This window comes from Ruegeria meonggei (assembly GCF_900172215.1).
Classification (GTDB): domain Bacteria; phylum Pseudomonadota; class Alphaproteobacteria; order Rhodobacterales; family Rhodobacteraceae; genus Ruegeria; species Ruegeria meonggei.
In genome coordinates, this window is the sequence record NZ_FWFP01000016.1 from 72,720 (window position 1) to 96,458 (window position 23,739).

Annotated in this window: 22 protein-coding genes and 1 pseudogene; 13 read left to right on the forward strand and 10 right to left on the reverse strand. The window is 56.1% G+C overall.

The window, feature by feature from the left end; all coding sequences use genetic code 11:
- Window positions 1–5 precede the first annotated feature (5 nt).
- From RUM8411_RS20965 to RUM8411_RS20975, 3 genes are all read right to left on the reverse strand, one after another.
- Entirely contained in the window at window positions 6–944 is a 939-nt protein-coding gene (locus tag RUM8411_RS20965) for an ABC transporter permease (RefSeq protein ID WP_085824682.1), read from the reverse strand.
- An 85-nt stretch (window positions 945–1,029) separates the two neighbouring features.
- Entirely contained in the window at window positions 1,030–2,595 is a 1,566-nt protein-coding gene (locus tag RUM8411_RS20970) for an ABC transporter substrate-binding protein (RefSeq protein ID WP_085824683.1), read from the reverse strand.
- A 21-nt stretch (window positions 2,596–2,616) separates the two neighbouring features.
- The gene (locus RUM8411_RS20975; protein WP_085824703.1) at window positions 2,617–4,593 is read right to left on the reverse strand and encodes a CocE/NonD family hydrolase; all 1,977 of its coding nucleotides are present in this window, start codon (window positions 4,591–4,593) and stop codon (window positions 2,617–2,619) included.
- A 129-nt stretch (window positions 4,594–4,722) separates the two neighbouring features.
- On the opposite strand from RUM8411_RS20975, the gene RUM8411_RS20980 reads away from it, so the two are divergent.
- Window positions 4,723–5,484 carry a helix-turn-helix transcriptional regulator gene (locus RUM8411_RS20980; RefSeq protein ID WP_085824704.1) on the forward strand — a complete coding sequence of 254 codons (762 nt, stop codon included), beginning with the start codon at window positions 4,723–4,725 and terminating at the stop codon, window positions 5,482–5,484.
- A gap of 383 nt (window positions 5,485–5,867) precedes the next feature.
- On the opposite strand, the gene RUM8411_RS20985 is transcribed toward RUM8411_RS20980, so the two are convergent.
- Window positions 5,868–6,953 (reverse strand): polyamine ABC transporter substrate-binding protein, encoded by a 1,086-nt coding sequence (locus RUM8411_RS20985; RefSeq protein WP_085824684.1) that lies wholly within the window; start codon window positions 6,951–6,953, stop codon window positions 5,868–5,870.
- A 138-nt stretch (window positions 6,954–7,091) separates the two neighbouring features.
- On the opposite strand from RUM8411_RS20985, the gene RUM8411_RS20990 reads away from it, so the two are divergent.
- From RUM8411_RS20990 to RUM8411_RS21010, 5 genes are all read left to right on the forward strand, one after another.
- Window positions 7,092–7,352: a hypothetical protein gene (locus RUM8411_RS20990; RefSeq protein WP_085824685.1), complete on the forward strand. Its 261-nt coding sequence runs from the start codon at window positions 7,092–7,094 to the stop codon at window positions 7,350–7,352.
- Window positions 7,353–7,567: 215 nt separating this feature from the next.
- Window positions 7,568–8,236: a TetR/AcrR family transcriptional regulator gene (locus RUM8411_RS20995; protein WP_085824686.1), complete on the forward strand. Its 669-nt coding sequence runs from the start codon at window positions 7,568–7,570 to the stop codon at window positions 8,234–8,236.
- Between the two features lie 28 nt (window positions 8,237–8,264).
- Window positions 8,265–9,305 carry a flavin-containing monooxygenase gene (locus RUM8411_RS21000; RefSeq protein ID WP_159453935.1) on the forward strand — a complete coding sequence of 347 codons (1,041 nt, stop codon included), beginning with the start codon at window positions 8,265–8,267 and terminating at the stop codon, window positions 9,303–9,305.
- 30 nt (window positions 9,306–9,335) lie between these two features.
- On the forward strand, window positions 9,336–9,728 hold the full coding sequence (locus RUM8411_RS21005; RefSeq protein ID WP_085824688.1) for a hypothetical protein: 393 nt from the start codon (window positions 9,336–9,338) through the stop codon (window positions 9,726–9,728).
- Window positions 9,729–9,749: 21 nt separating this feature from the next.
- Entirely contained in the window at window positions 9,750–10,520 is a 771-nt protein-coding gene (locus RUM8411_RS21010; RefSeq protein WP_085824689.1) for an SDR family NAD(P)-dependent oxidoreductase, read from the forward strand.
- Between the two features lie 184 nt (window positions 10,521–10,704).
- Here the strand turns inward: RUM8411_RS21010 and RUM8411_RS21015 are convergent, their stop codons facing one another.
- Window positions 10,705–11,124, reverse strand: coding sequence for a hypothetical protein (locus tag RUM8411_RS21015; protein ID WP_085824690.1), 420 nt, complete (start codon window positions 11,122–11,124; stop codon window positions 10,705–10,707).
- A 486-nt stretch (window positions 11,125–11,610) separates the two neighbouring features.
- Between RUM8411_RS21015 and RUM8411_RS21020 the strand changes: the two genes are divergently transcribed.
- Entirely contained in the window at window positions 11,611–12,474 is an 864-nt protein-coding gene (locus tag RUM8411_RS21020) for a sugar phosphate isomerase/epimerase family protein (protein WP_085824691.1), read from the forward strand.
- Window positions 12,475–12,590: 116 nt separating this feature from the next.
- Here the strand turns inward: RUM8411_RS21020 and RUM8411_RS21025 are convergent, their stop codons facing one another.
- The 5 genes from RUM8411_RS21025 to RUM8411_RS21045 form a co-directional block, all read right to left on the reverse strand.
- Window positions 12,591–14,735, reverse strand: a complete 2,145-nt coding sequence (locus RUM8411_RS21025) for a hypothetical protein (protein WP_085824692.1) — start codon at window positions 14,733–14,735, stop codon at window positions 12,591–12,593.
- A gap of 313 nt (window positions 14,736–15,048) precedes the next feature.
- The gene (locus RUM8411_RS21030; RefSeq protein WP_085824693.1) at window positions 15,049–15,672 is read right to left on the reverse strand and encodes a class I SAM-dependent methyltransferase; all 624 of its coding nucleotides are present in this window, start codon (window positions 15,670–15,672) and stop codon (window positions 15,049–15,051) included.
- Between the two features lie 17 nt (window positions 15,673–15,689).
- Window positions 15,690–16,427 (reverse strand): CDP-diacylglycerol--serine O-phosphatidyltransferase, encoded by a 738-nt coding sequence (pssA, locus tag RUM8411_RS21035; protein WP_085824694.1) that lies wholly within the window; start codon window positions 16,425–16,427, stop codon window positions 15,690–15,692.
- Window positions 16,428–16,430: 3 nt separating this feature from the next.
- Entirely contained in the window at window positions 16,431–17,123 is a 693-nt protein-coding gene (locus tag RUM8411_RS21040; protein ID WP_085824695.1) for a phosphatidylserine decarboxylase, read from the reverse strand.
- 184 nt (window positions 17,124–17,307) lie between these two features.
- Window positions 17,308–17,913, reverse strand: a complete 606-nt coding sequence (locus RUM8411_RS21045; RefSeq protein WP_085824696.1) for a helix-turn-helix domain-containing protein — start codon at window positions 17,911–17,913, stop codon at window positions 17,308–17,310.
- A 146-nt stretch (window positions 17,914–18,059) separates the two neighbouring features.
- On the opposite strand from RUM8411_RS21045, the gene glyA reads away from it, so the two are divergent.
- The 6 genes and pseudogenes from glyA to gcvT all read left to right on the forward strand — a co-directional run.
- Window positions 18,060–19,313, forward strand: coding sequence for a serine hydroxymethyltransferase (glyA, locus tag RUM8411_RS21050; RefSeq protein WP_085824697.1), 1,254 nt, complete (start codon window positions 18,060–18,062; stop codon window positions 19,311–19,313).
- A 9-nt stretch (window positions 19,314–19,322) separates the two neighbouring features.
- Window positions 19,323–20,705 carry a dihydrolipoyl dehydrogenase gene (lpdA, locus tag RUM8411_RS21055; protein WP_085824698.1) on the forward strand — a complete coding sequence of 461 codons (1,383 nt, stop codon included), beginning with the start codon at window positions 19,323–19,325 and terminating at the stop codon, window positions 20,703–20,705.
- Between the two features lie 14 nt (window positions 20,706–20,719).
- A complete protein-coding gene (lipA, locus tag RUM8411_RS21060; RefSeq protein ID WP_085824705.1) occupies window positions 20,720–21,664 on the forward strand; it encodes a lipoyl synthase in 945 nt (314 codons plus the stop codon).
- A 25-nt stretch (window positions 21,665–21,689) separates the two neighbouring features.
- Window positions 21,690–23,108 (forward strand): alanine/glycine:cation symporter family protein, encoded by a 1,419-nt coding sequence (locus tag RUM8411_RS21065; protein ID WP_085824699.1) that lies wholly within the window; start codon window positions 21,690–21,692, stop codon window positions 23,106–23,108.
- Window positions 23,109–23,187: 79 nt separating this feature from the next.
- Entirely contained in the window at window positions 23,188–23,610 is a 423-nt protein-coding gene (locus RUM8411_RS21070; RefSeq protein ID WP_085824700.1) for a universal stress protein, read from the forward strand.
- A gap of 16 nt (window positions 23,611–23,626) precedes the next feature.
- A pseudogene (gene gcvT / locus RUM8411_RS22605) lies at window positions 23,627–23,739 on the forward strand (glycine cleavage system aminomethyltransferase GcvT); the annotation flags it as partial.

Consider the following 23,739-nt stretch of genomic DNA (forward strand, 5'->3'; position numbering starts at 1 on the left):
CCTCCTCAATGAGACGTGCGTGCGCGTGGGTCGAGCAACGCATTGATCAGATCTGCCAATGCGGTCGACACCACAAACAGCGCCGTTGATATGAGAACTGAGCCCATAACAATCGGGTAGTTTCGGGTCGTAATGCTATCGATCACCAGTTTACCCAGACCCGGCCGGGCAAAGACGATTTCGGCAAAAACGGCCGAGCTGAGCAGAAAGCCCATCCCGACACCGATCACGGTGACGACGGGCAGAATGGCGATACGCAGCGCGTACACCATGACCACGCGACGCTCGGCGATGCCAAAGGCCCGGGCCGTACGCACATGGCTTTCGCCCATCACCTCAAGCATCGAGGCCCGCACCAGCCGGGCAATATAGCCTACCCAGCTGAGGCCGATGGCAAAAGCGGGCAGAACCAGGTGGTCGAGCCGGTCAAGGAATCCGTCGCCTGCGCCGATGGCAGGAAACCATTGCAGATGCACGGCAAACACCAAAAGCGCCAATAGCGCGACGACAAAAGCCGGGGCGGCAACGAAGCTGACAGATATCGCGGCGGCGATCCGGTCAATCAGCGTATTGGGATGCGCGGCAGCGTAGGCACCAAGTGCGATGCCCAGTGTGGCAGACCACAGGATCGACGCAAAAATCAGTTCCAGAGTGTACGGCAATTGCTGAAACACGATGTCCGTCACAGCGCGGCCCGAAAACACATCGGTTCCAAGGTCACCCTGTAGAAGATTTCCGTAAAAGATCAAAAGCTGTTTCCAGATCGGTTGATCAAGCCCCAAAGCGGCGGTGAGTTGGGCCTGAAGCTCGGGCGTGGCGCGCGGACCCAGCATGATCTGGACCGGATCGCCTGGCACTGCGCGGATCATCAGGAACATGACGGTGACCGCCACGAATAGGATCAGCAGCGACAGCCCGAAGCGACGGGTTGCGAATTTCAGCATGGCCAACTGGCTCCTTGTGGCTTGATGGCGGTGTTTTTGGTACGGCGGGCGTTACATGCCCGCCGCACCCGGTCGACCCCGGGGGTCAGGTCGCCTTGCCGAAGTAACGGAACAGGGACAGGCCATCCGGCCGCAGGGCGGGAGTAACCCTTGCGCTGTGGACAACCGGCGTCGCTTCATGGGTGATGAAACGGTAGGCACCGCTTTCTTCCATCAGATCCTGAGCGCGTTGATACATCTCTGCCCGTTTGGCAACATCCGTTTCACCTGCTGCGGTTTCATGGATCTCGTTGAACTCGGCGCTGTTAAAGCGTTCCCAATTCCATTTTCCGATCTGCTCGGGTGTGAACCACGAGGTCGCATAATAAGGGTCCGGGGTCATCGAGAAACGGTTCAGAACAAGCTGCAGGTTCTCATTGTCGCCCGACGCCCAGAACGCACCGGATTCCAGAACGTTAACCTCAACCGTGATCCCGATCTGTGCCAGCGTTGCCTGAATGATCTGAGCCGTTGTCGTGAAGGTCGTCTTGTTCAACGTATCAAGCGTCAGCGTGACATTGGTTTCACCGGATTCCGCGAGCAGCTGAGCGGCTTTTTCAAAGTTCGCCGCAGGGGGCACAAGCGATGACGGCCGATGGCCTGCAAGGCCCGGTGCAATGATACCGGTCGCCGGTTCCGCAGCACCAAAATAGGCGGCCTCTAGAATGCTGGGCACATCCACCGCATGTTGAATCGCCTGCCGCAGTTTCTGATTTTGCAGCTTCGGATGCTCGACGTTCATGCCCATCCAGACATAGTAGAGCGAAGGTTTCTCAACCAGCGACCCACCATTAGGAACCCCGGCGCGATACCGTTCGACCGAGCCCAGCGACACGCGGGTGACGTCCAATTCACCGGCCTCGAAGGCAATCTCGGCGGTGTTTTCATCGTCGATCGGATAGATCTCGACCGTGTCCCAGGCGGGTGCATCCCCTTTCCAATCGGGGTTGCGCTTGAGGACGGTCTTTTCCTTGGGCGACCAGCTGTCCCGCAGATACGGGCCGGATTCCGCAACCGGATCAGCCCCGATGCGGCCACCGGCGGCTTCGACCGCGGCTTTCGAGACGATGTTGCCGGTAATATAGGGCAGCGCAATCGACCAGATCGGCGCGAACGGGCTGTTCAGAACGATTGTGCCTTCGCGCTCACCGGTCACATCAACATGGCTGAACGGCCCCAGGTCGGGTTTGTTCGGGCTGTCGGTCGCGTCGTCCACGATCCGTTCCATGCTGAATTTCACATCCTCGGCGGTCATGGCGCCGAAACCGTTGGTAAAGCCGATATCGTCACGCAAAGCGAATTTGATATGGGTCGGATCGACCTGCTCGATCATCGTGGCGGCATCCATCTGCCAACCCCATTCCTCGCCCGGTTTGTACTGGATCAGCTTGTTGTAGATCGAGGCATGAACCTCTTCCTCAACAACCCCAACGGAATGCGCCGGGTCCATGTTCTGCGCATCGCCATAGGCACGCACGCGCAATACGCCATCCTCTGCGGCAAATGCGCGGTTCGCCCATCCCATCGGAAGCGCCGTGGCGGCCCCAAGCGCGGTTGCGCCTTTCAGAAAACTCCGGCGACCTACATCGGCCTTTGTCCATTCGATCTTCATAATATCCTCCCTTGGATCAAGTCAGAGAAGCCCTCGCGGAACGGTTTTGGACCATTCCTTTGTCAGAACTTCGGTTTCATCTGCGCCTTCCGTGGCGCGCAGTTTGCGGTAAAGGTAGAAATTCTGCGCATCGCAATTCATGCGGCATTCGGTTGAGATGGCGACTTGCCAGTCCCCTCGCTCGAATGTGAAACTCCAGGCGGTCTCGAATTGCGCAGTGGCCGGGTCGTCGGGGTGGATGCCGTAGTGCATGTGCACGTCACTGCCGACAATCAGGTCATGATAAGGATCACGCGTTTTGCCATAATCATCATAAGTCTTCAGAAGAACGCGGCCGTCTTCAGCCACGGTACGTTCGGAAAGCGCTGAGGGTGCGCGCAATTGCTCAGCTGCAAGAACCGGATAGACTTGTGCGGGACCAGGCTCAGAAGCTTGAATTTCCTTTGTGGCTTCACGCACTGGCAGATGGATCGCACAATCCTGCAAGTGCAAAGTCACTTTGGAGGGCCGTGGCGATGGCCAGACAATCGGCCAATAAGACGTCGACAGCGCCAATCGCAACACATGGCCTTCGCGCAACCGGTGTGCACATTCGTTCAGAGTAATCTCAGCCTCATAATTCTCACCGGGCTGCAGGGCTTCGGGCGTTTCGTGACTGCGGTAGTGGCACAGGTTCAGCGACCGATAGCTGATACGTTGTGAAACACCTTCGGGGGAAACATCGCATAGTCGCGCGACAAGCTGGGCCGCCGGTTGATCCACTGAAAACTGAAACTTCAGCTTAGCGCGACCCAGCAGCTCTAGCGGGTCTTGCAACGGCGCGCTGTCAAAACAAGCAGACAGGTCATCATCATTTGCCTGATCCCCGGCAAGTTCGTTATCGATCCGCATGCCCGCGCAGAAATACCCGCTTTCCATACCAACATGGCAAGGAGACGTGATCCCAACTGAACCAGGGCCTGGGTTTTGCGAAAACCCGCCGGGTGCCAGATGCCAGACCTGATCCAGCACGTTAGGTGATGGCCACCTAGATTCTGCAATCCAACGACCTTTCCGAGGACCGTTTTGTGGCGTCGGATTAAAGTGTTCCTGCATGTATGCCCGGTACGCAGGCAAATCCTCTGCGCCGTTCTGTTGCCCTTTCAGCCAGCGGTCAAACCAGCCGATGACTTCAGAGTGAAAATCTGCTGGATCAAGTTTCGAGATATGAGGATAGCGATGTTCCCACGGCCCGATGACAGCCTTTGTCGGAACCGCTAGGTTCGCAGCCAAAGCCGGAGGTGCGTTAACGTAGGCATCCGCCCAGCCCGTAATCGCCAGGACAGGCGTTTGAATCGCAGACCAATCCTCGCAAATTGAGCCATGCTTCCAATAGGGATCACGGGTCTGGTGACGCAACCAATCCGCGGCAGAAAATGGTGTATTTTGCAGTCGCTCCAGCCAATCCTGTCGCCAATCTGCACGAAGATCCGGATCAGCCGGGCGGGTCAGATAGGCAAACATCTGACTGCCCCAGTTCACATTGTCACTCAGCAGGCATCCACCCATAAAATGGATATCATCCGCATAGCGATCCACGGTTGAGGCGACGCTGACGACGGCTTTCAGCGCGGGTGGTTGTCGAAAGGCCAGTTGCAAGCCGTTGAACCCGCCCCACGAAATACCGATCATCCCGACGTGACCGTCGCACCAATCCTGCGCGGCAATCCAGGCTATGACCGCCTCACCATCACGCAGTTCCTGCTCTGAATACTCATCGTCGAATTGGCCTTCGCTGTCCCCGGTGCCCGCTATGTCGACCCGGATGCAGGCATATCCCGCCTCAGCAAACACTGTGTGTGTCGTTTCATCTCTCGGCGCCGTTCCGTCGCGCTTGCGGTACGGCAAGTATTCCAGAATCGCGGGGGCGGGACCCGTTTCTGGCAACCAAATGCGTGCAGCAAGCCGTCGCCCATCGGCGAGAGTGATCCATGTGTTTTCGATGGTTTCAATTGGCATTTGCGAACTTGTCTGTTGCGGGCTGATACCGAAGAAGAAACCGATATGCAGATAAATCAAATTGTGCGAACTTGTGCGAGTTGACGCTATTTGTCGTTATATAGCTTCAAAACGCGAAAGGTTTTGTTTGTGTCAGAGTATTTTTCTATCAACCTGCGGTCACTATGCGCAGAACACGGTAATATTTCGCAGATTTGTCGTGACATCGGTGTCAACAGACAGCAATTCAATCGCTACTTGAAGGGTTCCAGCTTACCCTCCGCCCACAACATGCGCCGGATCGCGCGTCATTTCGACCTGACAGAAGCTGAGTTATTCGCCGACACAACAAGCTTCGAAAGAATGCTCAAGGGCGTTCTGCCACAAACTGGAACGACGCCGACGGATGCGTTTCTGGACCCTTTTCGGGAGCAACAGAAAAACCTGAGGCGTTACATAGGCTTCTATCATTCCTATTTCTGCACACCGTCATGGGAAGGAAAGATATTCTGTTCATTGATCCGAATTCAGGAAGTTGACGGGCTGATCACGATCCGCTCGCGCGAAATTGCCACCTCGCCGGACAACAGCACACACCAGATTTCGCGCTACGCTGGATTGGTGACAATGCGTGGAAACAGGATTTTCGTAACCGAACACGAGCTCGCGCGCGAAGGCAGCGTCGCCAACACAATCCTGTATTCCGCACACCGTCAGCAGCTGAAGTATCTGCGGGGAATGACAATGGGAGTAGCCTGGCGGCCCTACCCTCACCCCTATGCGGCAAAGACCATCTGGAAACGCTTGCACGAACGAGTTACCGCACGCGAGGCTATTGCCGCGTGCGGCATCTACTCAGCCCAAAGCACAAGGATTGATCCAACTGTCAGGAAGCACCTTCGCGACGATTAAGGCGTCTGTCGAGCTCAGCGGATCTGGCATATTGAAGAGAGTAAGGATCGCCGTGAGGTATAATTTCACACAATCTTGGGATTTTAGTGCAACGTTTGTTATTCGCTCTGGCAGGGTGCAAAAAAGGGCCCTGTCGCAAACTCAGGCCGGTGTGTCGCACCTCTGTGCAACTTGATCCAACAGATGGTTTGACTGCTACAGCGCAAACGGAGGGTCAACACTGCTGAGCTCTGGCGTATGGATGAGGCCTATCTGAAAGTTCGTTGTGAATCAGAGCGTTGACTTCGATCCGCGCAAAACTTGTGGTCTTTCCAGTTCCGACAAATTGCACATGCCGGGCTCTCTGCGTGCCCGGCACAGGCGCACTTTCCTGGAAAAGCGAACTACAGACCGGACTTAACCCGCGTCCACATGCGTGTAACAAGACGCTGCGTTTCGGCATCCCAAGTGTTTTTCATATAGAGGTTCTTCATCCCCTCTTCAGAAGGGTAAAGACCGGGATCATTCAGAATCTCGGACTTCAAAAATTCTTGTGACCCCAGATTGCCGTTTGCGTACCAAACAAAGTTTGAGATTGCGGCTGCGTTTTCCGGCTCCATCAGGAAATTGATGAACTCATGGGCGGCATCCGGGTTTGGCGCATCTGCGGGAACCGCAATCTGATCAAACCACATACCAGAGCCCTCGCGGAACGCGTGGTACTGAATCTCGACACCATTGCCCGCCTGTGCCGCCCGTTCGCGCGCTTGCAGCCCGTCACCTGACCATGCCATCGAAACACAGATGTCACCTGTTGCCAGGCCCGTGATGTACCCCGACGAACTGAATTTCCTGACAAACGGCCGTACCGCTTCAAGTACCGGCTCTGCTTTGGCGATCACATCGGGGTCCTGGGAATTCGGATCCTCGCCGATATAGGTCAACGCGGCCGGGACAATCTCGGATGACGCGTCCAGAAAGTTTATGCCACAATCCGCCAGTTTGGACGCGTATTCCGGGTTGAACAGCAACTCCATAGTGTCCAAAGGCATGTCGTCCCCAAGGGCCTCACGAACCTTTCCGACATTCACAGCAATGCCTGTCGATCCCCACATATAGTTGATTGAGTAGTTGTTTTCCGGGTCGAAATCTTCGGTGCGTTGCTCGATTGCGCTCCACAAATGGACCGCGTTCGGAAGCATATCCTTGTTGAGAGGTTGAAACGCTCCAGCGGCAATCAGACGTTGAAATATAGACCCCGATGGGAACACAACGTCATAGCCAGAGTTGCCCGCGAGCATTTTGGTCTCGAGCATATCGGTAGAGTCGAAATTGTCATAGACGACTTTGATCCCTGTCTCGGTCGTAAATTTTTCCAGCAGGGATTCATCGATATAGTCCGCCCAGTTGTAAACATAGACGGTTTCTTCGGCATGCGCCGCGGATGTGATGAATAAGGCTAGCGCTGCGGTTGTTAAAATCGTCTTCATTATGCTCTCCTGAGACTTTGTTGCATCGTCTTATCTGGCCGTGAAAGACGTGTTCGGTTTGGCTTATTTTCATGCGACTGATTGAACAAGCCCCTACCGCAGAATAAACCGCTCTCGGTTTTCACACAGGGGAGTTCAATGCAAGAATTTCCTGTGTTGTTGACTGTTCGTGACCTGGCCGCAGGCCTCATGGCCAAAAACAACCGCAGCGGCGGGTGCTATGACAGAGAAGGCACTGCAAAGGGTCAAGACATGTTGCCAATCCTTGTGCCCCTCGTACTCGATCTCAATCCAGCCGCGACGTTCGTATTTCCGAAATCACCGTTATCGGCCTTGGCTCAGCAGAAGGCGACGGCCGTGCCCGAAGCCTACGGCACATCTCTTGCGACAGCGCATTGATCGCCGGATTGCCCCTTTTGGGTCCCTGTCTCGCGATCATAGCTCCAAACGGCTTGGGCCAAATACACAAGAGTTAGGCCGCATTTTGATCCGTCTTGGAGGCTGACCCTCCCGAGTTTCGCGTGAAGCCCCCAATTTGACGTTTGGTCACACCACTTTACACGGCAGGTCATAATAGAATACTTTTTAATAAGAGGGAAAACCCAGAGGCCGATATGCTTGAAGCCAAATCACCTGAGCGCACCGATGCGCCACAGCGAATCTATAGGAAACCAACGCGCGCCAATGGTCGGCAGACCTATGAAAAGCTGCTGGATGTCCTCGAGCAGAACTTGCCTCTGCGCGCTGAGGCCGCTATCAGCCTCAAGGATCTGGCAAAGCTGGCCGACGTGCCAACAGCCTCGGCCTATCACTTCTTTTCCAGCCCCGATGGGGCTGTCGCCGCATTGGCAGAACGCTATGTTGAAAAGTTTACAGACCGGCTGGGACCACAAGAGAGCGATCGCGGTTTTGACGACATATGGGACTTGGTCGGAGCAAAAATTGACCTTGCACGCGGGATCTATGAGACCCACCCTGCGGCGCTGAAGATATTCTACGGCCCAAGCCAAAGCAGCGAAGTTCGAAGATTGGCCATCCAGGCCCAGCAAGAGGGCGCGCGCGAAGTGCTGGCAACCATGTCGCGTTATTTCGAGATCCCGGACACCCACAAAATACTAGATAAATTTTCATTAGCAGCAGCGCTGAACGATTCCATCTGGGCCATTTCCTTTATCCGGCACGGGTGCATTACTGATGAGCTGGCCGAAGAAGGCAAGCGGGCGGTCCGGGCATATATCTCGGCCTATATCGGCACATATCACCGGCGCAGGTTTGCCCCCTGAACAATCACACAAAACGGAAGGAGGAGACATGAAACAGGTCGACTGTTTGATCATCGGTGCAGGCTTTGGCGGCATCGGCATGGGCTACAAGCTCAAAGAGGCTGGGATTGAGAATTTCGTTATTCTCGACAAAGCCAAAGAGCTGGGCGGCACCTGGATGCACAACACCTACCCCGGGGCCGAATGCGATGTGCCATCACATCTCTATTGCTATTCCTTCGGCAAGGCGCCGACCTGGAGCCGCAAATGGTCCGGTCAGAAGGAAATCCTTGAATACACCCGCGACTGTGCCGAAAAGTTCGGCGTCATCCCTCATATGCGGCTTGGTTGCGCGGTGACGTCAGCCAGTTTCGATGCCGCCAGCGGGCTGTGGACCGTAACCACCCAAGGCAATGGGGATGAAACCTATCGGTGTCGCCACGTGGTTTGCTCGGTAGGGTTGCTGCACTTCCCCAACCGCCTGAACACGCCGGGGCAGGACCAGTTCGACCGCCCGATCTTCCATTCTGCGGAATGGCGTCATGATGTTGACCTCAAGGGCAAGTCCGTGGCGGTTATCGGCAATGCCGCCAGCGCGCTGCAGTTCATCCCCGAAGTGGCCAAGCAGGCGGGCAAACTGACCGTCTATCAGCGTACCGCCAACTGGGTTCTGCCCAAGGGCAACAAAGACTATGGCAAGGGGTTCAAAGCGCTGATGCGATCAATCCCCCCGTTGCAAAAGCTTTATCGCTTCGGGCTTTGGGCGGAAAACGAATTCAAAGTCTATCCGGTAATGAAGGGCTCGAAACTGCATGAGACCCTTATTCAGCATATGCTGGATAAACACCTGAAGAAAACCGTGGCTGATCCAAAGCTGCGCGAGGCGCTCCGCCCAAAATATCCGCCAGGCGCGCAGCGCCTGCTGATTTCGGACCAATATTATCCCGCCTTGACCCGCGACAATGTCGAGCTTGTGACCGATGGAATCGACAGCTTTACCAAAAAGGGGATCAAGACCGTTGACGGGACCGAACATGCCCATGATGCGGTTATTTTGGGCACCGGGTTCCAGTGCAATCCCTTCCTGTAGGCGATCGACATCAAAGGACGCGATGGCACTATGCTGCGCGATGTCTGGGACAACGGCGGAGCGCGGGCTTATCTGGGTATCTCGATCCCGAACTACCCCAACCTGCATGTCATCTACGGGCCGAACACGAATTCGGGCCATACATCGATGCTGACAAAGATCGAGTCGCAGATCGGCTTTATCACACAGCTGATCAAGGCAGCTGGTCACAGCACGATTGAAGTGACACCCGATGCCGCGCAGCGCTACGACGACGAGATCCAGCAGCGTCTGGCCAAAAGCCAGTGGGCGCGGATCGGGCGCAGCTATTACATGGATGGCGAGCGGATCACTACCAACTGGCCCGGCCTCTCGCGTGAGTATTTCCGGCGCACCAAAAAACCTGACATGTCGGATTTTAAACTTGGCGCTTCGGGCCACTGATCGCTGCAAAGAGGGGACAAGATGACAAAGACAATCGCAATCACCGGTGCGGCTTCTGGTATCGGGTTGGCCATCGCGCAGCGCATGGCGCGCGAAGGTTGGTCTATCGGCATGATCGACCTGAGTGAAGAGGCCCTGCAAGCGGCCGCAGAAACCGTGACGGGTGGGCAGGTGATAACGATCGCCGCAGATGTCACCGATGCAAGTGCCCTGCGTGGCGCGTTTGATCACATCACCACGCAGACCGGCGCGCTCCATGCGGTCTGCAACAATGCGGGCATTCTGCGCGGCGGAGCTTTCGCCGAAGCGCCGCTGGCAGATCACCACAGTCAAATTGAGGTAAACATCAAAGGGGTGGTCAACGGGGCCTATCTAGCGTTCCCGCATCTGCAAAAGACGCAAGGCCCGACGCATCTGATCAACACCTGTTCAGTCTCGGCAATCTATGGGGCCCCCAATGTGGCCGTCTACAGTTCCACCAAGGGATTTGTGCGACACCTTACCGAAGCACTAAGCCTGGAATGGGAAGAGCACGGCATTGCGGTTCAGGCAATCTGGCCGCCGGTCGTGAAGACTCCCCTGATCGAGGCCGAAGCGATGCAGAAGGTCGCTCGAAAACACGGGATCGACATGGGTCCCGAAGGCGTAGCAACCGAAGTTGCCCATATGCTGTCGACCTATAAGCCAGTTCGTGTGCATCGGGTCCAGACGTTGAAATTTCGGTGCCTCTACGTATTGCAAGGGCTATTGCCGGGGCCTCTGTTTCGCGCCATGGTCAGGGCCTTGGCGTGATCGGGATGCAGTGATCGTCGGAAAATGCACTTGAATAGTGAGGTTGAGAGCAAACGGCCCAACCTTCAGCGTCAAAAGCACTCGCAGTCAAAACACGATAGTGCGCCCACGATTATGCCACCCCTGCCGGAAGTTCGCGACCTGCGCGCGGCCCGTTGGTACCCCGACCTGGGCTCGACCGCTCTTAGTTGTTAAAGATTGCGCCAGCCCGGCCTGCCAAATCTATCACGCGGGCATCACCCGTTTGAATGCAACTAACCGGGGATTCTCCATCTAGCTCTTTTTTGGGAGAGGTCACCCAGAATGCACATTGCCACGGCGACATTTCACACGGCAGAGCGCTCAACACTTTTTCCATCAAGGGGAGCGGCGTCCCATCTTCGGAAAACTGAAACGATGGGTAGGCGTCAGCGCCTTCGAAACGAACAGAGAGCACCTTGCCGGTCCTGCTCCAGATATCCCCTATACGCGTGATCTGCCAGCTGCCATTTTTCCACTGTGCGTGAACAGAGGCATCATCCAACAAAGGATACTTCCGCGCGAATTCGGTTTTTCGGCTATCACTTGCGACGTCATTTCGATCGTCGAATTTCGACATATACATTCACAAACTCACAATACTCTTTAACAACCTCCCAAACATACTACCCCAAGGCGATTCTCTCCAAAATGAAACGCTTCACTTATGGAATCTTTGCCTGCCAGCGTGGCTAATGTGCCTGTTTTGAGTACAATTCCGGAATCAGGCGGGAATAACGGAACCCACAATAGTTGAAGCGGTTCGGTTTCTTTTCCTTGCGTCGACACTTTGATCTGGCAATGATCTTGTAGGAACAGGGGGACCTGCCTCGGCTTTGAGTCCGGCGATCAACTCGGATTAGCTGGTTCGCAACACCACATCGGGATCATTTGCAGCCGCGTTGAAAGTCATAACTCCAAATCGCAAGTTTCTGGGACGACCAACCTCGGCGGTCGTGCAGGACATCCATACGAGCCACGCAGAAAGCCCCAAGCGTGACAACAGGGCCTGCAACCATGTTATTGAATATTTAACCGGCGCTGAGCTGCATCGTTGAGAAAGGACAAAGACATGAAACTTGGCGTCATCTGTGACGGAATCAGCCGAGACCTGAAACACACCGTCGATGTGATGGATGAATTTGACCTGGAATATGCCGAACTGCAATTCGTTGGTGACACAGAGGTCGGGGACCATTCGGCGGATGAGATCAGGGAAATTGACCTGCTGCTTCGCGACCGGGGAAAGCCTGTATCGTGTCTGTCGCGCCATATCTTTGCAGGAATGACCGGGGCAAATAAGCCGGGCGATGAATTGCACACTAAACATATGGACGCTTTGAAGCGCGTGATCGATATGGCGCATGTGGTCAACAGCCCGCTGGTGCGCATCATGACCCCGAAAAAGGAACAGATCCTCTGGGGCTTTGGCGGCGCCGAGAAGTGGAACGTTGCCAAGGGTGCCTGGGATGCGATGTTGCCCCTGATCGCGCCAGCCATCGATGTCGCCAGGGACGCCGGCATCACATTGGTTGTTGAAACAGGCAATGGCACCATGGTGAATTCGAACTACACCGCGCGAAAGCTGATCGATGATCTGGACGCCAAGGACACGCTGTTGGTGCTTTGGGACCCGGCCAACAATTGCTGGTGTCACGAGCAGGCCTTCCCCGCCGGGTATGACGAAGTTAAAGATGGTTACCTTGGACATGTTCATATCAAGGATGTTCAGGTCGACACGCCACGTGCGACACTGACCGTCAAGCAAATGGGCGAAGGCCAGCTGGCCGATCAGTTTCAGCCTCTGGCGGATGCATTGCGAGCGGATGCTTATGAGGGTGTTGTTTCATTCGAAAGTGTCTATCACCCTGGAAACGGCAACTTCGAGGACGGATTTCGCCTGTGCATTGATCGTTTCAGAACACATTTTCGCTGATCGCTAAGGGACTGATTTTTCCATCACATCTCACGGTCGCGAGGCAGGTTCGCTTCCGGATTAGTTGGTGTTTGAGGTCTATATCTCGGAGGTCTTCGAACGCGCAATGTCAGCGCTTAGATGGGTAGTATGAAGCTCTTCATAAAGCGCAATATTCCGGTCCCTGGACCGTCTCCACGACGCGTTGAACTGTCCCAGACCACCGCATCGCCTGGCGCTGTTCTCAGGTTATAGCCGCTGAGGAACGTATCCATCGTTGTGAGGGCGGCAAAAATGCTGAATTTTGTACTGCTGCCCCAGGCAACCAGCTTTGGCATTGGCGCAGGCTTTTCGGCCTCGGGCGAGGGTGTCAGGCGCGCCGCGGCAGTGGTGCGCAGGATCAGGGTTCCGGGGCCTTCAGCATAGTAGAAAATCATCCGCCCCAGCATCAATGTCGAAATACCCAGGCTTGATATACGCCCCATGTTCAACGTGTCGCTCATTCCGACGAAGTCCGAAAAGCGAAAGATCACCCGCTCACCGTCTTGCAAGGTCCACGACACCAGCTCGGCCGGCTCATCGACCTTCAATTCCGCATCAAATTCGTCGGGATTTCCTGCCCGATCACCGTCAACACGGTTCATGGCCCAGGTGCCACTGAGAATCCGCGCCACCGGCATTCGAAGCCCCAACGGACGTCGCCGCGCGGGGGGTGGGCCCTCCAAGGTCACACCCCATCGCGCAACGAAAAACGCATCTTTTGCACTGGTCGGAATACGGTAGTGCTGCCCGTGATTGGCCAATACCGGAGCCACGGAAGGAGGATCATCAGGCAGGAATTGCGCGTGCACACTTGCTGCGCCGTTTGGGGCGAAAATCACGCGTGAGAAAACGATAAGCAGGGTCTTGAGCAAAATGATGAAACTGTACGCCGTCAACAGCAGTGAAACATTGCGCCATGTTCGAAAGCCACCGGTGATTGACGACGTGGTCGTCGTATGCATGGATATGTAGGTTTGGTGATAAGCGCCCCGAACTTGGGTTGATGCGGTTTCGACGTCATCCGCTATATTGATCTCGTCAGGGCAGTCCCGCGGTCGGTCACGATGTTCGTCGGCGAGGCTGACGCATTTGGCGAAATCTGTGGTACTTTTAATCACGCCGCTGCGCGCATCCAGCATCATCTGATTTGTGCCTGAAACGATCCACTCTTTTGTCTTGCAAACCGGGTCCAACGGGAAACACCACCCGGGTTCTTCCAGCAACGGTAAGACATCCTCTGGAAAGGCTGCATTCATCTGGCCGTTGACAGCTCCGGGCACTTTCGCAAGATCGTTTTTTGCATCTTTCGTGACTTTGGTCAGATTCACACTTAGGCGTTTGTGCACAGAAGTCAGATACACGTCAGACCAACGGTTGAGGGCCCGTTCCAATGGGTCTGCGTTGGGATACTCGCCTGACCACTGCTCGACATAAGACGTATGGGTGTCGTGTGCCATTGGCTCGTTTTCGATCACCCAGCGGACAGCTGTGCTTTCCAGTTCGGTAATTTGCCCCTCAATTTCGGTAACCATGCGCGGTTCGATCAGCAGGTTTACCAGCCCCCACCAAAACCCACCAAACACGGCAAAACAGGCAAAAGCCGGAAACCAAAGGCGCAATGTCCTGAGGCTGGCAGCTTTAAACTCGGATCTGGGCAAGGTCATGATGAACTGCCGGTTGTCCCGCACCATCAACCACAGCATGCGCACAAGCACCGAGATCGTCAGGAACAATAATGCGTTCACCAAATAGGGTTGATAGCCAAGAAACAGCGCCCCTAGGAAACTGGTACCGGGTGTGGCACCAAAGAGTCGCGCGATCCATGAGGTCACCACGTCCAGAAACAAGACCGCCGTGAAACCAACGAATGACGCGGACAGCAAATGCCCGTGGCGCAGGAACAGATAGGTGCATGTCACGGCAAGCGCGGCATATACAAAATGTATCGCCATTTCCATTGGCCCGCCCGCACCTGCTGCGTTGAACGCGTAGATCAGCGACGACCAAATGAGGAAAACCGGTATTGGCCACAGCGCATATCGCCGTATCCTGACAACCAGCGCGGCCGCTATCAGCCCCGCCACTCCCAAAACGCCTATTGCTGGATGCCCCCACCCGCGCTGTTGGTACAGAGTTATCTGGTCAGTGATCGTCGTCAGAACACCCGTTTTGCCCGTAGCAACCGGGTCCAACACATACGCGTAAGAGGCCAGCATCGGCACCCAACCGATGAACAGCAAGAACCATAGGAGTTCCAGGGAGAATGGGTGCTTCGGCGTTTCGATACTGCTCAACTCCTCGCGGGATTGAAGATACGTCCTTGGACAACCCAACATTGTGGTTTACGTCAGGGAACTATGGCTTTTGGATAAGCATCTGACAAGCCAGTAGCCTGCCGAGGCCAATCCTCAGCCCACGCGCACCTGGCCGGCAAGATTCAATCTCTGGTGTCTATTGGTTTTAGAAGGCACGGATCGCAGAATGGGCATTGAGTTCCAAAAAATAGAAGGTCAGAGGGCATCGCAGCAAATCAAGACCCGACAGCTACAATGCTCAGCCCACTGACTTCTGCAGAACTAAGAACGTCATCAGACCCATCGGCGGAAGCGTCTCTTTTTCGATGATTTGCAATTCTGGCGCCTGCAGAACTGTCTGGATGTCGAAGTCAGAGTGCCAGCCAAGAACATTTGCAAACGGGGCTGATATCCGTTCGACCAGGGACAGAAACCCGGCTTCGCGCGCAAAATGATTGGTTATGACAATCTTGCCGCCAGGTTTGCACACACGTGCCATCTCGGCGACCACGCGTTCGGGCTCTGGCACGACCGAAACAATATGCATCGCAGCCACGGCGTCGAAACTATTGTCGGCAAAGCTTAGATCACGGGCATCCATCTGTTTAAGGGCAGTAACCTGGGTCAGCTCAAGATCCCGAACCTTTTTTCGTGCTTTTGCCAACATCTCATCGCTGAAATCCACCCCGGTGACCCGAAGATCGTTGCGATACAGGGGCAAGGCCAGCCCGGTTCCAACCCCAACCTCCAGTACTTGCGTGCCCTTTTGCGCGTTGATGTAATCCACCGCGGTTTGCCGACCAACATGTGTCGCGACGCCAAACGTCCGATCATAAACTGGCGCCCAGCGGGCATACGAGGTTTTGACGGCATGGATATCCAATAGACTGCCCTCTTTTGTTAAGTGGACTTTCGGGCCGCGCGAAACGCCAGCGCCAGGCTTGCAATGTAGGTGATCGAAATAAGTGCGAGGGTCGTCCACAGATAGATAAGCAAGGCCGACAGCAGAAGAACAAACCCCAGCATCAGGAATTTCGCGTTGCCGCTAGGCACTGAGATGTTCTTGAAGGAAAATGTGGGAACCCGGCTTATCATCAAAAGCCCAATTGCCAGCAGGTAACCTGCGACAAAAATAGGTGGTGCCAACTGCATATCGGAGAACAGGAAAGATACATACATCGGCAGCATTGCCAGCAGCGCACCCGCAGGTGAGGGTACGCCCTCAAAGAAATTGCTTTGGCTTTCTTCTGTGTCCGCCTTGCTGCTTACGTTGAAACGAGCCAGTCGCAAGACGCAGCAAATTACAAACCCCAGCACCGCCAGCCAGCCAGCGCTGGATTCGTGCAACGCCCAGAAATACAGTATCAATCCCGGCGCGACCCCGAAATTGACGAAATCCGCCAACGAGTCCAGCTCTGCTCCAAACGAGCTTTGACAGTTCATCAGCCGTGCGAGGCGACCATCAAGACCGTCGAGAACCATAGCCAAAAGCACCAGTTTGACAGCGGTTTCAAAATCGCCCTGAGAGCCAAACCGGATAGCCGTCAGCCCGGCACATATTGCCGTGATTGTCATCAGGTTGGGCAAGAGATGAATGACCGGCAGGTCACGTGTGGGGTCTGGCTGGGGTTTCGACATCTTTCAATCGGTCCGCGCGGAACGGGCCGGCTCATCAGCTGCCAGATCGGCCAAAACGGTTTCACCTGCGACCATGGTTTGGCCAAGGCTGACCATGGGTTGCACCCCCTCTGGCAAGTAGACATCCAAACGCGATCCAAAGCGAATTAGGCCAAAACGCTCACCGGTTTCAATTCCCTGCCCCGGATCGACAAAACAGACAATTCGCCGCGCAACAAGACCTGCTATCTGCACTACCGCGATCTGGCGGCCATCGGCCATTTCGATACACAGGCTGTTGCGTTCATTATCAGCGCTGGCTTTGTCCAGCGAAGCGTTGAAGAATTTTCCGGGCCGGTATTTGATTTCCGAAACCACCCCGGCGATTGGCGCGCGGTTTACGTGGCAGTTGAACACATTCATAAACACGCTGACGCGGGTCAGGGCTTGATCCGGCATCCCAAGTTCGGACGGAGGCACCGCAGGCTCGATCAGTGACACAACACCGTCCGCAGGGCTGACGATCAGCCCCTCTCGCACCGGCGTCGACCGCTTGGGGTCGCGGAAGAAATAGTAACACCAGACAGTCGCACCGATACCGATCCAGCCCAGAACCGATGACAGAAGGAAGAACAGCACCGTTATGGCTGCGAAGATCGCAACAAATTTGCGACCCTCCGGATGCATTGGCTTCAGAAAAGTGTCGCGCATCCGCATTCAGGTCGCCCTTCGTTAGTGACTGGTCGCTTCCTAACCCGGTTCCGACGTGGTCCACAACGGGGTTTCGGTGTCTTCGTGGAAATGCCACCAACAGGCCGGGTTCAGATCACTATCGAACTGGTACCACTCGGATGCCATTCATTCCGAAAAATAACGCGAGGCCGCCCGTATTGCGCAATGCCTACGATTCAAGCGACACCCACAACACGACGGCGTCTTCCTTGCTGGTCGAGATACAGCCATGCCCCATGCCGCTGTCGTAATATAGGGAATCTCCAGTCTTCATGGGCAACGCGCGATAATGCTCGGACACAAATACCAGCTCGCCACTCAGGACGAACATGAACTCTTCGCCAGAATGTCTGATCCAAGTTTCGAACTCGGATACATCGCGGGCTTTTATGGTGGCCAGGTAAGGCAACATGCGTTTGCTGGTAAGCTCAGAACACAACAGCTCGTGCAGATAGGTTGGTGTATCCTGAAGCTCGCCCTGCCCTTTTGGTGTGAAATCGCGACGCCCGGCAATCCCGGTTTGACCCGATTGCAGGAACAGCTGTGGCGTGTTCATGTCCAGCGCCTGTGTCAATCGTCGCACGATGTCAAAGCTGGGCTTTGTCTGATTGTTCTCGATCTTCGAAAGCGTTGACCGACCGATCCCCGCGGCCTGTCCCGCTTCCTCCAGAGTCCAGTTTTTGGCGCGGCGCGCATCACGGATGGAACGGCCCAGGGCGGCTCCTTCATCCGGCTCTTCCTGTCCGGAAACAACGTTCTGGGTCTCATCTATCACAGAAATCTCCCTTCATTTACAGAGACTAAGAAATTCCCCGAACACACGCAACTTCACAAATACGAGAAATATGTTGCCTTAAGGGAATGTTCTCCACTATAGGAAACAAAGTTTCGTTCCGAGGATTCGAACAGGAGGAGGGATCAATGTTCCAAACATCGTTGTCCAAAGCAGATCCGGTTATCGCGGCGTCGATCAACCGTGAGGCTACCCGCCAGGCAGAGCAGATTGAGCTTATTGCCTCTGAGAACATCGTCTCACAGGCCGTGATCGATGCGCAAGGTTCGGTCCTGACCAATAAGTACGCCGAAGGCTATCCCGGTCGCCGATACTATGGCGGCTGCGAGTTCGTTGACGAAGTTGAAGCCGAAGCGATCTCTCGCCTGAAACAGCTGTTCGGCTGCGCGTTTGCAAATGTTCAGTCGCATTCGGGGGCTCAGGCCAATGGCGCGGTGAAACTGGCACTGCTCAGCCCCGGCGATACGATCCTTGGCATGTCCCTGGATGCTGGCGGGCACCTGACCCATGGTGCCAAACCGGCGCAGTCGGGCAAATGGTTCCGCCCGGTTCAATACGGCCTGACTGACGCAGGACTGATCGACTATGATCAGGTTGCCGCGTTGGCGCAGGCAGAAAAACCCAAGATGATTATTGCCGGAGCATCGGCTTATTCGCAAAAGATCGATTTTGCCCGGTTCCGCGAGATCGCGGATGAGGTTGGCGCATGGTTGCTGGCCGATATGGCCCATATCGCCGGGCTGGTTGCAACCGGCCTGCACCCCTCGCCCATTGGGCATGCGCATGTGGTCACCTCGACCACGCACAAAACTCTGCGTGGCCCCCGCGGCGGCATCATCCTGACCAATGACGAAGCACTGGCAAAGAAGATCAACTCGGCCGTCTTCCCCGGTCTTCAAGGCGGCCCGCTGATGCATGTGATCGCAGGTAAGGCTGTGGCCTTTGGCGAGGCGCTGAAACCCGACTTCAAGGTCTATATGCAGCGTGTTGTCGACAGCGCATCGGCGCTGGCGAATGTGATGATGTCGCGCGGCTGTGACATTGTCTCGGGCGGGACAGAAAACCACCTGATGCTGGTTGACCTGCGCCCCATTGGTGTGAAGGGCAAGGATGCCGAGGCCGCGCTGGAACGCGCAGGCTTTACCTGCAACAAAAACAGCGTTCCCGGTGATCCCGAAAAACCCACTGTTACCAGTGGTGTCCGTTTGGGCACTGCTGCCGGATGCAGTCGCGGATTCGGTCCGGAAGAATTCAAGCAGATCGGCCATCTGATTGGCGATGTGCTGGACGCTTTGGCGCAATCCCCCGAAGGCAATGCGACAGTCGAAAAAGAGACCCGCGAAAAAGTCCGCGCCCTGTGCGCAAGTCACCCGATTTACTGAGGGCTAATTATGAGCGCTTACGATCTCATCGTTATCGGGGGTGGTCCCGGCGGTTATGTCGCCGCTATCCGGGCAGCCCAGTTGGGCCTGAACGTTGCCTGTGTCGAAGGGCGCGGGGCGCTGGGTGGGACCTGTCTGAATGTGGGGTGCATACCCTCCAAAGCGTTGCTGACCTCCTCGGCCAAATATGCCGAGATTGCACATCTCTCCTCCCACGGCATTACAGTCGAGGGGGCCAGCATCGATGTGCCCGCAATGATGGGGCGCAAAGACAAGATCGTCGGTGATCTGACCAAGGGAATCGCGTTTCTGTTCAAGAAAAACGGCGTCGATCTGATCGAAGGCTGGGCAAGCATCCCAGCCGCCGGGCAGGTCAAGGTCGGTGATACGGTCCATGCAGCCAAGAGCATCCTGATCGCCACCGGATCTGAGCCGACCCCGCTGCCGGGGATTGAGATTGATGAGCAGGACATTCTGAGTTCCACCGGAGCCATCGCGCTGGACAGCGTGCCGGATCATCTGGTGGTGATCGGTGCCGGTGTGATCGGTCTGGAATTGGGTCAAATCTGGGCGCGTCTGGGGGCCAAGGTCACGGTGGTTGAATATCTCGACCGCGTCTTGCCGGGTATCGATGGTGAGATCGCCAAGCTGGCACAGCGCGCCCTGTCCAAGCGCGGGCTGAAATTCCAACTGGGCCGGGCGCTGAAATCCGTTGAAAAATCCGATGCTGGGCTGACCCTGACGGTCGACCGGGTCGGCAAGGAAAAAGAAGAAGTGATCGAGGCCGACAAGGTTCTGATGGCCGTTGGTCGCCGTCCTGTGACGCGTGGACTTGGTCTGGATGCGCTTGGCGTCGCCCTGAATGCGCGCGGCTTCATCGAGGTTGATGGCACATTCCAAACCTCGGTCCCCGGTATCTATGCCATCGGCGATTGCGTCCCCGGCCCGATGCTGGCGCATAAGGCCGAAGAAGATGGCGTTGCCTGTGTCGAAATGCTGGCCGGTGAGGCGACCCATGTCGATTACAACACTGTTCCGGGCGTGGTTTATACCGACCCCGAGGTTGCCTCGGTCGGACTGACTGAAGAGGCGCTGAAGGAGGCGGGCACCGAATACACTGTTGGCAAATTCGCCTTCATGGCCAACTCCCGCGCCCGCTCGACCGGCGATACCGACGGTGCCGTTAAAGTACTGGCCGATGGCGATGGCAACATCCTCGGCGCGCATATCTGCGGCGCGCATGGTGGCGACCTGATTGCCGAGCTGGTTCTGGCCATGACCAAAGGCGCCACCGTCGCCGAGGTCGCCGCAACCTGTCATGCGCACCCGGCCATGGGCGAGGCGGTGAAAGAGGCCTGCCTTGACGCCATGGGCCGTGCGATCCACGCGTGAAGGAGATCAGCCAGATGACCATCCAGCTTCGCCCTCGCCACCCGGAAAAGGCCAAAAAACCCGACAGTGCCATTCCGCGCAAACCCAAGTGGATTCGGCGGAAAAAGGTCGAGGGACCGGAATATTACGAAACCCGCCGCTTGATGCGCGACCACAATCTGGCGACCGTCTGCGAAGAGGCTGCATGCCCCAATATTGGTGAATGCTGGTCCAAACGCCACGCCACCATGATGATCATGGGCGAGGTCTGTACGCGTGGCTGTTCCTTCTGCAACGTCTCCACGGGCCGCCCGGATGCGCTGGACGCGTTTGAACCCGGCCGGGTCGCGGTGGCGGTGAAAAAACTGGGTCTGCGCCACGTGGTGATCACCAGCGTTGACCGGGACGATCTGCGCGATGGCGGCGCTGAGCATATTGCCCAAACCATCCGTGCTGTGCGTCACCAGAACCCTGGCACAACGGTAGAAGTCCTGACCCCCGACTTTCTGGGCAAAGGGGATGCGGCTGATCTGGTCTTTGATGCCGCCCCCGACGTATTCAACCACAATCTGGAAACAGTTCCGCACCTGTATCCCACGGTGCGTCCCGGCGCGCGGTATTATGCATCACTGCGCCTGCTGGACGACGCCAAACGCGCCAATCCGGAACTGTTTACCAAATCGGGACTGATGGTTGGCCTGGGTGAGACCCTCAATGACGTGCGGCAGGTGATGGATGATCTGCGCGCCGCTCAGGTCGATTTCCTGACTGTTGGGCAATACCTGCAGCCGACCTCGAAACACCACCCGATCGACCGGTTCTGGACACCCGAAGAGTTTGCTCAGTTGCAACAGATCGCCCTGTCCAAAGGCTTTTTGCACGTGTCGGCCACTCCGCTGACCCGTTCGTCGTTCCACGCGGACGAAGATTTTGCCGCCCTCAAGCAGGCCCGCCAGCGGGCCCTCGCAACAGGGGCATAAACCTAACGCAATTGGGAGGAAATCCATGGAAGCGTTAACTTCAATCACAGGGGCCATCAATGGCGTCGTATGGGGCCCTTGGATGCTGGCCCTTATCCTCGGCGTCGGCTTCTTCTTGCAGGTCGGGCTGAAATTCATGCCGATCCTGCGTATCGGCACCGGCTTCAAGCTGTTGTTTGCAGGCCGTGAAGGCCAGGGCGAAGGGCAAATCAGCCCGTTCAACGCGCTGATGACCTCGCTGTCGGCCACCATCGGTACGGGTAACATCGCTGGTGTGGCGACTGCTGTCTTCCTGGGCGGTCCAGGTGCATTGTTCTGGATGTGGATGACCGCCCTGGTGGGCATGGCCACCAAATATGCCGAGGCGGTTCTGGCGGTGAAATACCGTGAAAAAGACGAGCTGGGCAACTTTGTCGGCGGCCCGATGTATTACATCAAGAACGGTCTGGGCGCGAAATGGGCCTGGCTGGGTGTAGCGTTCGCTCTGTTTGGCGGTATTGCGGCGTTTGGCATCGGCAACGGTGTTCAGGCCAACGGCGTGGCCCAAGTGCTGGAAACAAATTTCGGCGTCAATGAATCGGTCACAGGCATTGTCCTGATGGTCCTGACCGCTGCCGTAATCCTCGGTGGTATCACCCGCATCGGTGCGGTCGCCGGGAAATTGGTTCCGTTCATGGCGGTTGCCTACATCGTCGCGGGTCTGCTGGTTCTGCTCTTGAACATTGGCGCAATCGGTGCTGCCATTAGTGACGTATTCACCTACGCGTTTACTCCTTGGGCTGCAAAAGGCGGCGCGGCTGGCGCAGCGGTATGGCTGGCCATTCGCTTTGGTGTTGCTCGTGGCGTGTTCTCGAACGAAGCCGGTCTGGGTTCTGCCCCGATTGCACACGCAGCGGCCGAGACCAAAGGTCCGGTCAACCAGGGCCTTATCGCGATGCTGGGCACGTTCATCGATACCATCATCGTCTGCTCGATCACCGGTCTGGCGATTATCGCCTCCGGAGCGCTCGATGCATCGATTGCCGACTTTGTCGCCAACGGTGAAACAGAGGGTTACAAGGCAATTTCGGGTGCAGCTCTGACCTCATTGGCATTCGAAACCACTCTGCCCGGCATCGGCGGCTACCTAATCGCCATCGCATTGTCGATCTTCGCCTTTACCACCATTCTTGGCTGGTCGTTCTACGGCGAGAAGTGTGTCGAGTTCCTGCTAGGCGTCAAATCCCTGCTCCCCTACCGCATCCTGTGGATCCTTGCGATCTATTTCGGCGCAACTGCGGATCTGGGCTTCGTCTGGCTGCTGGCGGACACGCTGAACGCCATGATGGCTATCCCGAACCTGATCGCCCTGGCGCTGCTGAGCCCGATCGTCTTCAAACTGACGAAAGAGTTCTTTGCCAGCGGTGGCAAGTCGGAAGAATCCGGCGGCACACCCGCCGAATAACTTCGGCCAGAAAGACTGCGGAGGGCCTCTCTGGCCCTCCGATTTCCGGAACAAAAGTTGAAATTCGAGGAGATGTGTGATGGCCACCAAAATCCTTCTGCCCATTGACCACACCGAAGAAAAATCGTGGAAACAGGCGCTTCCGGCTGCTTTGGAACAGGCCCGGTTCTACGGGGCTGAACTGCATGCGGTGTCCGTCATTCCCGAGATCATCCAATTGCCGAACTTGCCCGCCAACTATGGGGCAGGCGCCAGAGACCACGTACGTCAGGCCGTTCAAGTCATTCTGGATCACAACGATGCCAAAGATGTGGAAATTCATATCGAAGAAGGCAGTGTCTACCGCGAAATCCTGAAATGTGCCTACAAAGAAGGCTTTGACCTGATCGTCATGGCCTCGACCAAAGGCGATTACCCGAATTATGAGATTGGCCCGAACCTTGCTCGTGTCGTGCGCAATGCGCATTGCACGGTTATGGTTGTGCGCGATCAGTCCCGCTAACCGAAAGGCTGGAACAATGACCGAGATTAAACGCACTCCTTTGCATTCGTTGCATGTTGAATTGGGTGGTAAGCTGGTTGATTTTGCGGGCTGGGAGATGCCTGTTCAGTATCCTTTGGGGATTATGGG

Bases quoted from the DNA above. Each gene is read 5' to 3' on its own strand.
- RUM8411_RS20965 (WP_085824682.1), bottom strand. From the start codon at position 944: ATGCTGAAATTCGCAACCCGTCGCTTCGGGCTGTCGCTGCTGATCCTA.
- RUM8411_RS20970 (WP_085824683.1), bottom strand. From the start codon at position 2,595: ATGAAGATCGAATGGACAAAGGCCGATGTAGGTCGCCGGAGTTTTCTG.
- RUM8411_RS20975 (WP_085824703.1), bottom strand. From the start codon at position 4,593: ATGCCAATTGAAACCATCGAAAACACATGGATCACTCTCGCCGATGGG.
- RUM8411_RS20985 (WP_085824684.1), bottom strand. From the start codon at position 6,953: ATGAAGACGATTTTAACAACCGCAGCGCTAGCCTTATTCATCACATCC.
- RUM8411_RS20990 (WP_085824685.1), top strand. From the start codon at position 7,092: ATGCAAGAATTTCCTGTGTTGTTGACTGTTCGTGACCTGGCCGCAGGC.
- RUM8411_RS20995 (WP_085824686.1), top strand. From the start codon at position 7,568: ATGCTTGAAGCCAAATCACCTGAGCGCACCGATGCGCCACAGCGAATC.
- RUM8411_RS21000 (WP_159453935.1), top strand. From the start codon at position 8,265: ATGAAACAGGTCGACTGTTTGATCATCGGTGCAGGCTTTGGCGGCATC.
- RUM8411_RS21005 (WP_085824688.1), top strand. From the start codon at position 9,336: ATGCTGCGCGATGTCTGGGACAACGGCGGAGCGCGGGCTTATCTGGGT.
- RUM8411_RS21010 (WP_085824689.1), top strand. From the start codon at position 9,750: ATGACAAAGACAATCGCAATCACCGGTGCGGCTTCTGGTATCGGGTTG.
- RUM8411_RS21015 (WP_085824690.1), bottom strand. From the start codon at position 11,124: ATGTATATGTCGAAATTCGACGATCGAAATGACGTCGCAAGTGATAGC.
- RUM8411_RS21020 (WP_085824691.1), top strand. From the start codon at position 11,611: ATGAAACTTGGCGTCATCTGTGACGGAATCAGCCGAGACCTGAAACAC.
- pssA (WP_085824694.1), bottom strand. From the start codon at position 16,427: ATGTCGAAACCCCAGCCAGACCCCACACGTGACCTGCCGGTCATTCAT.
- RUM8411_RS21040 (WP_085824695.1), bottom strand. From the start codon at position 17,123: ATGCGGATGCGCGACACTTTTCTGAAGCCAATGCATCCGGAGGGTCGC.
- glyA (WP_085824697.1), top strand. From the start codon at position 18,060: ATGTTCCAAACATCGTTGTCCAAAGCAGATCCGGTTATCGCGGCGTCG.
- lpdA (WP_085824698.1), top strand. From the start codon at position 19,323: ATGAGCGCTTACGATCTCATCGTTATCGGGGGTGGTCCCGGCGGTTAT.
- lipA (WP_085824705.1), top strand. From the start codon at position 20,720: ATGACCATCCAGCTTCGCCCTCGCCACCCGGAAAAGGCCAAAAAACCC.
- RUM8411_RS21065 (WP_085824699.1), top strand. From the start codon at position 21,690: ATGGAAGCGTTAACTTCAATCACAGGGGCCATCAATGGCGTCGTATGG.
- RUM8411_RS21070 (WP_085824700.1), top strand. From the start codon at position 23,188: ATGGCCACCAAAATCCTTCTGCCCATTGACCACACCGAAGAAAAATCG.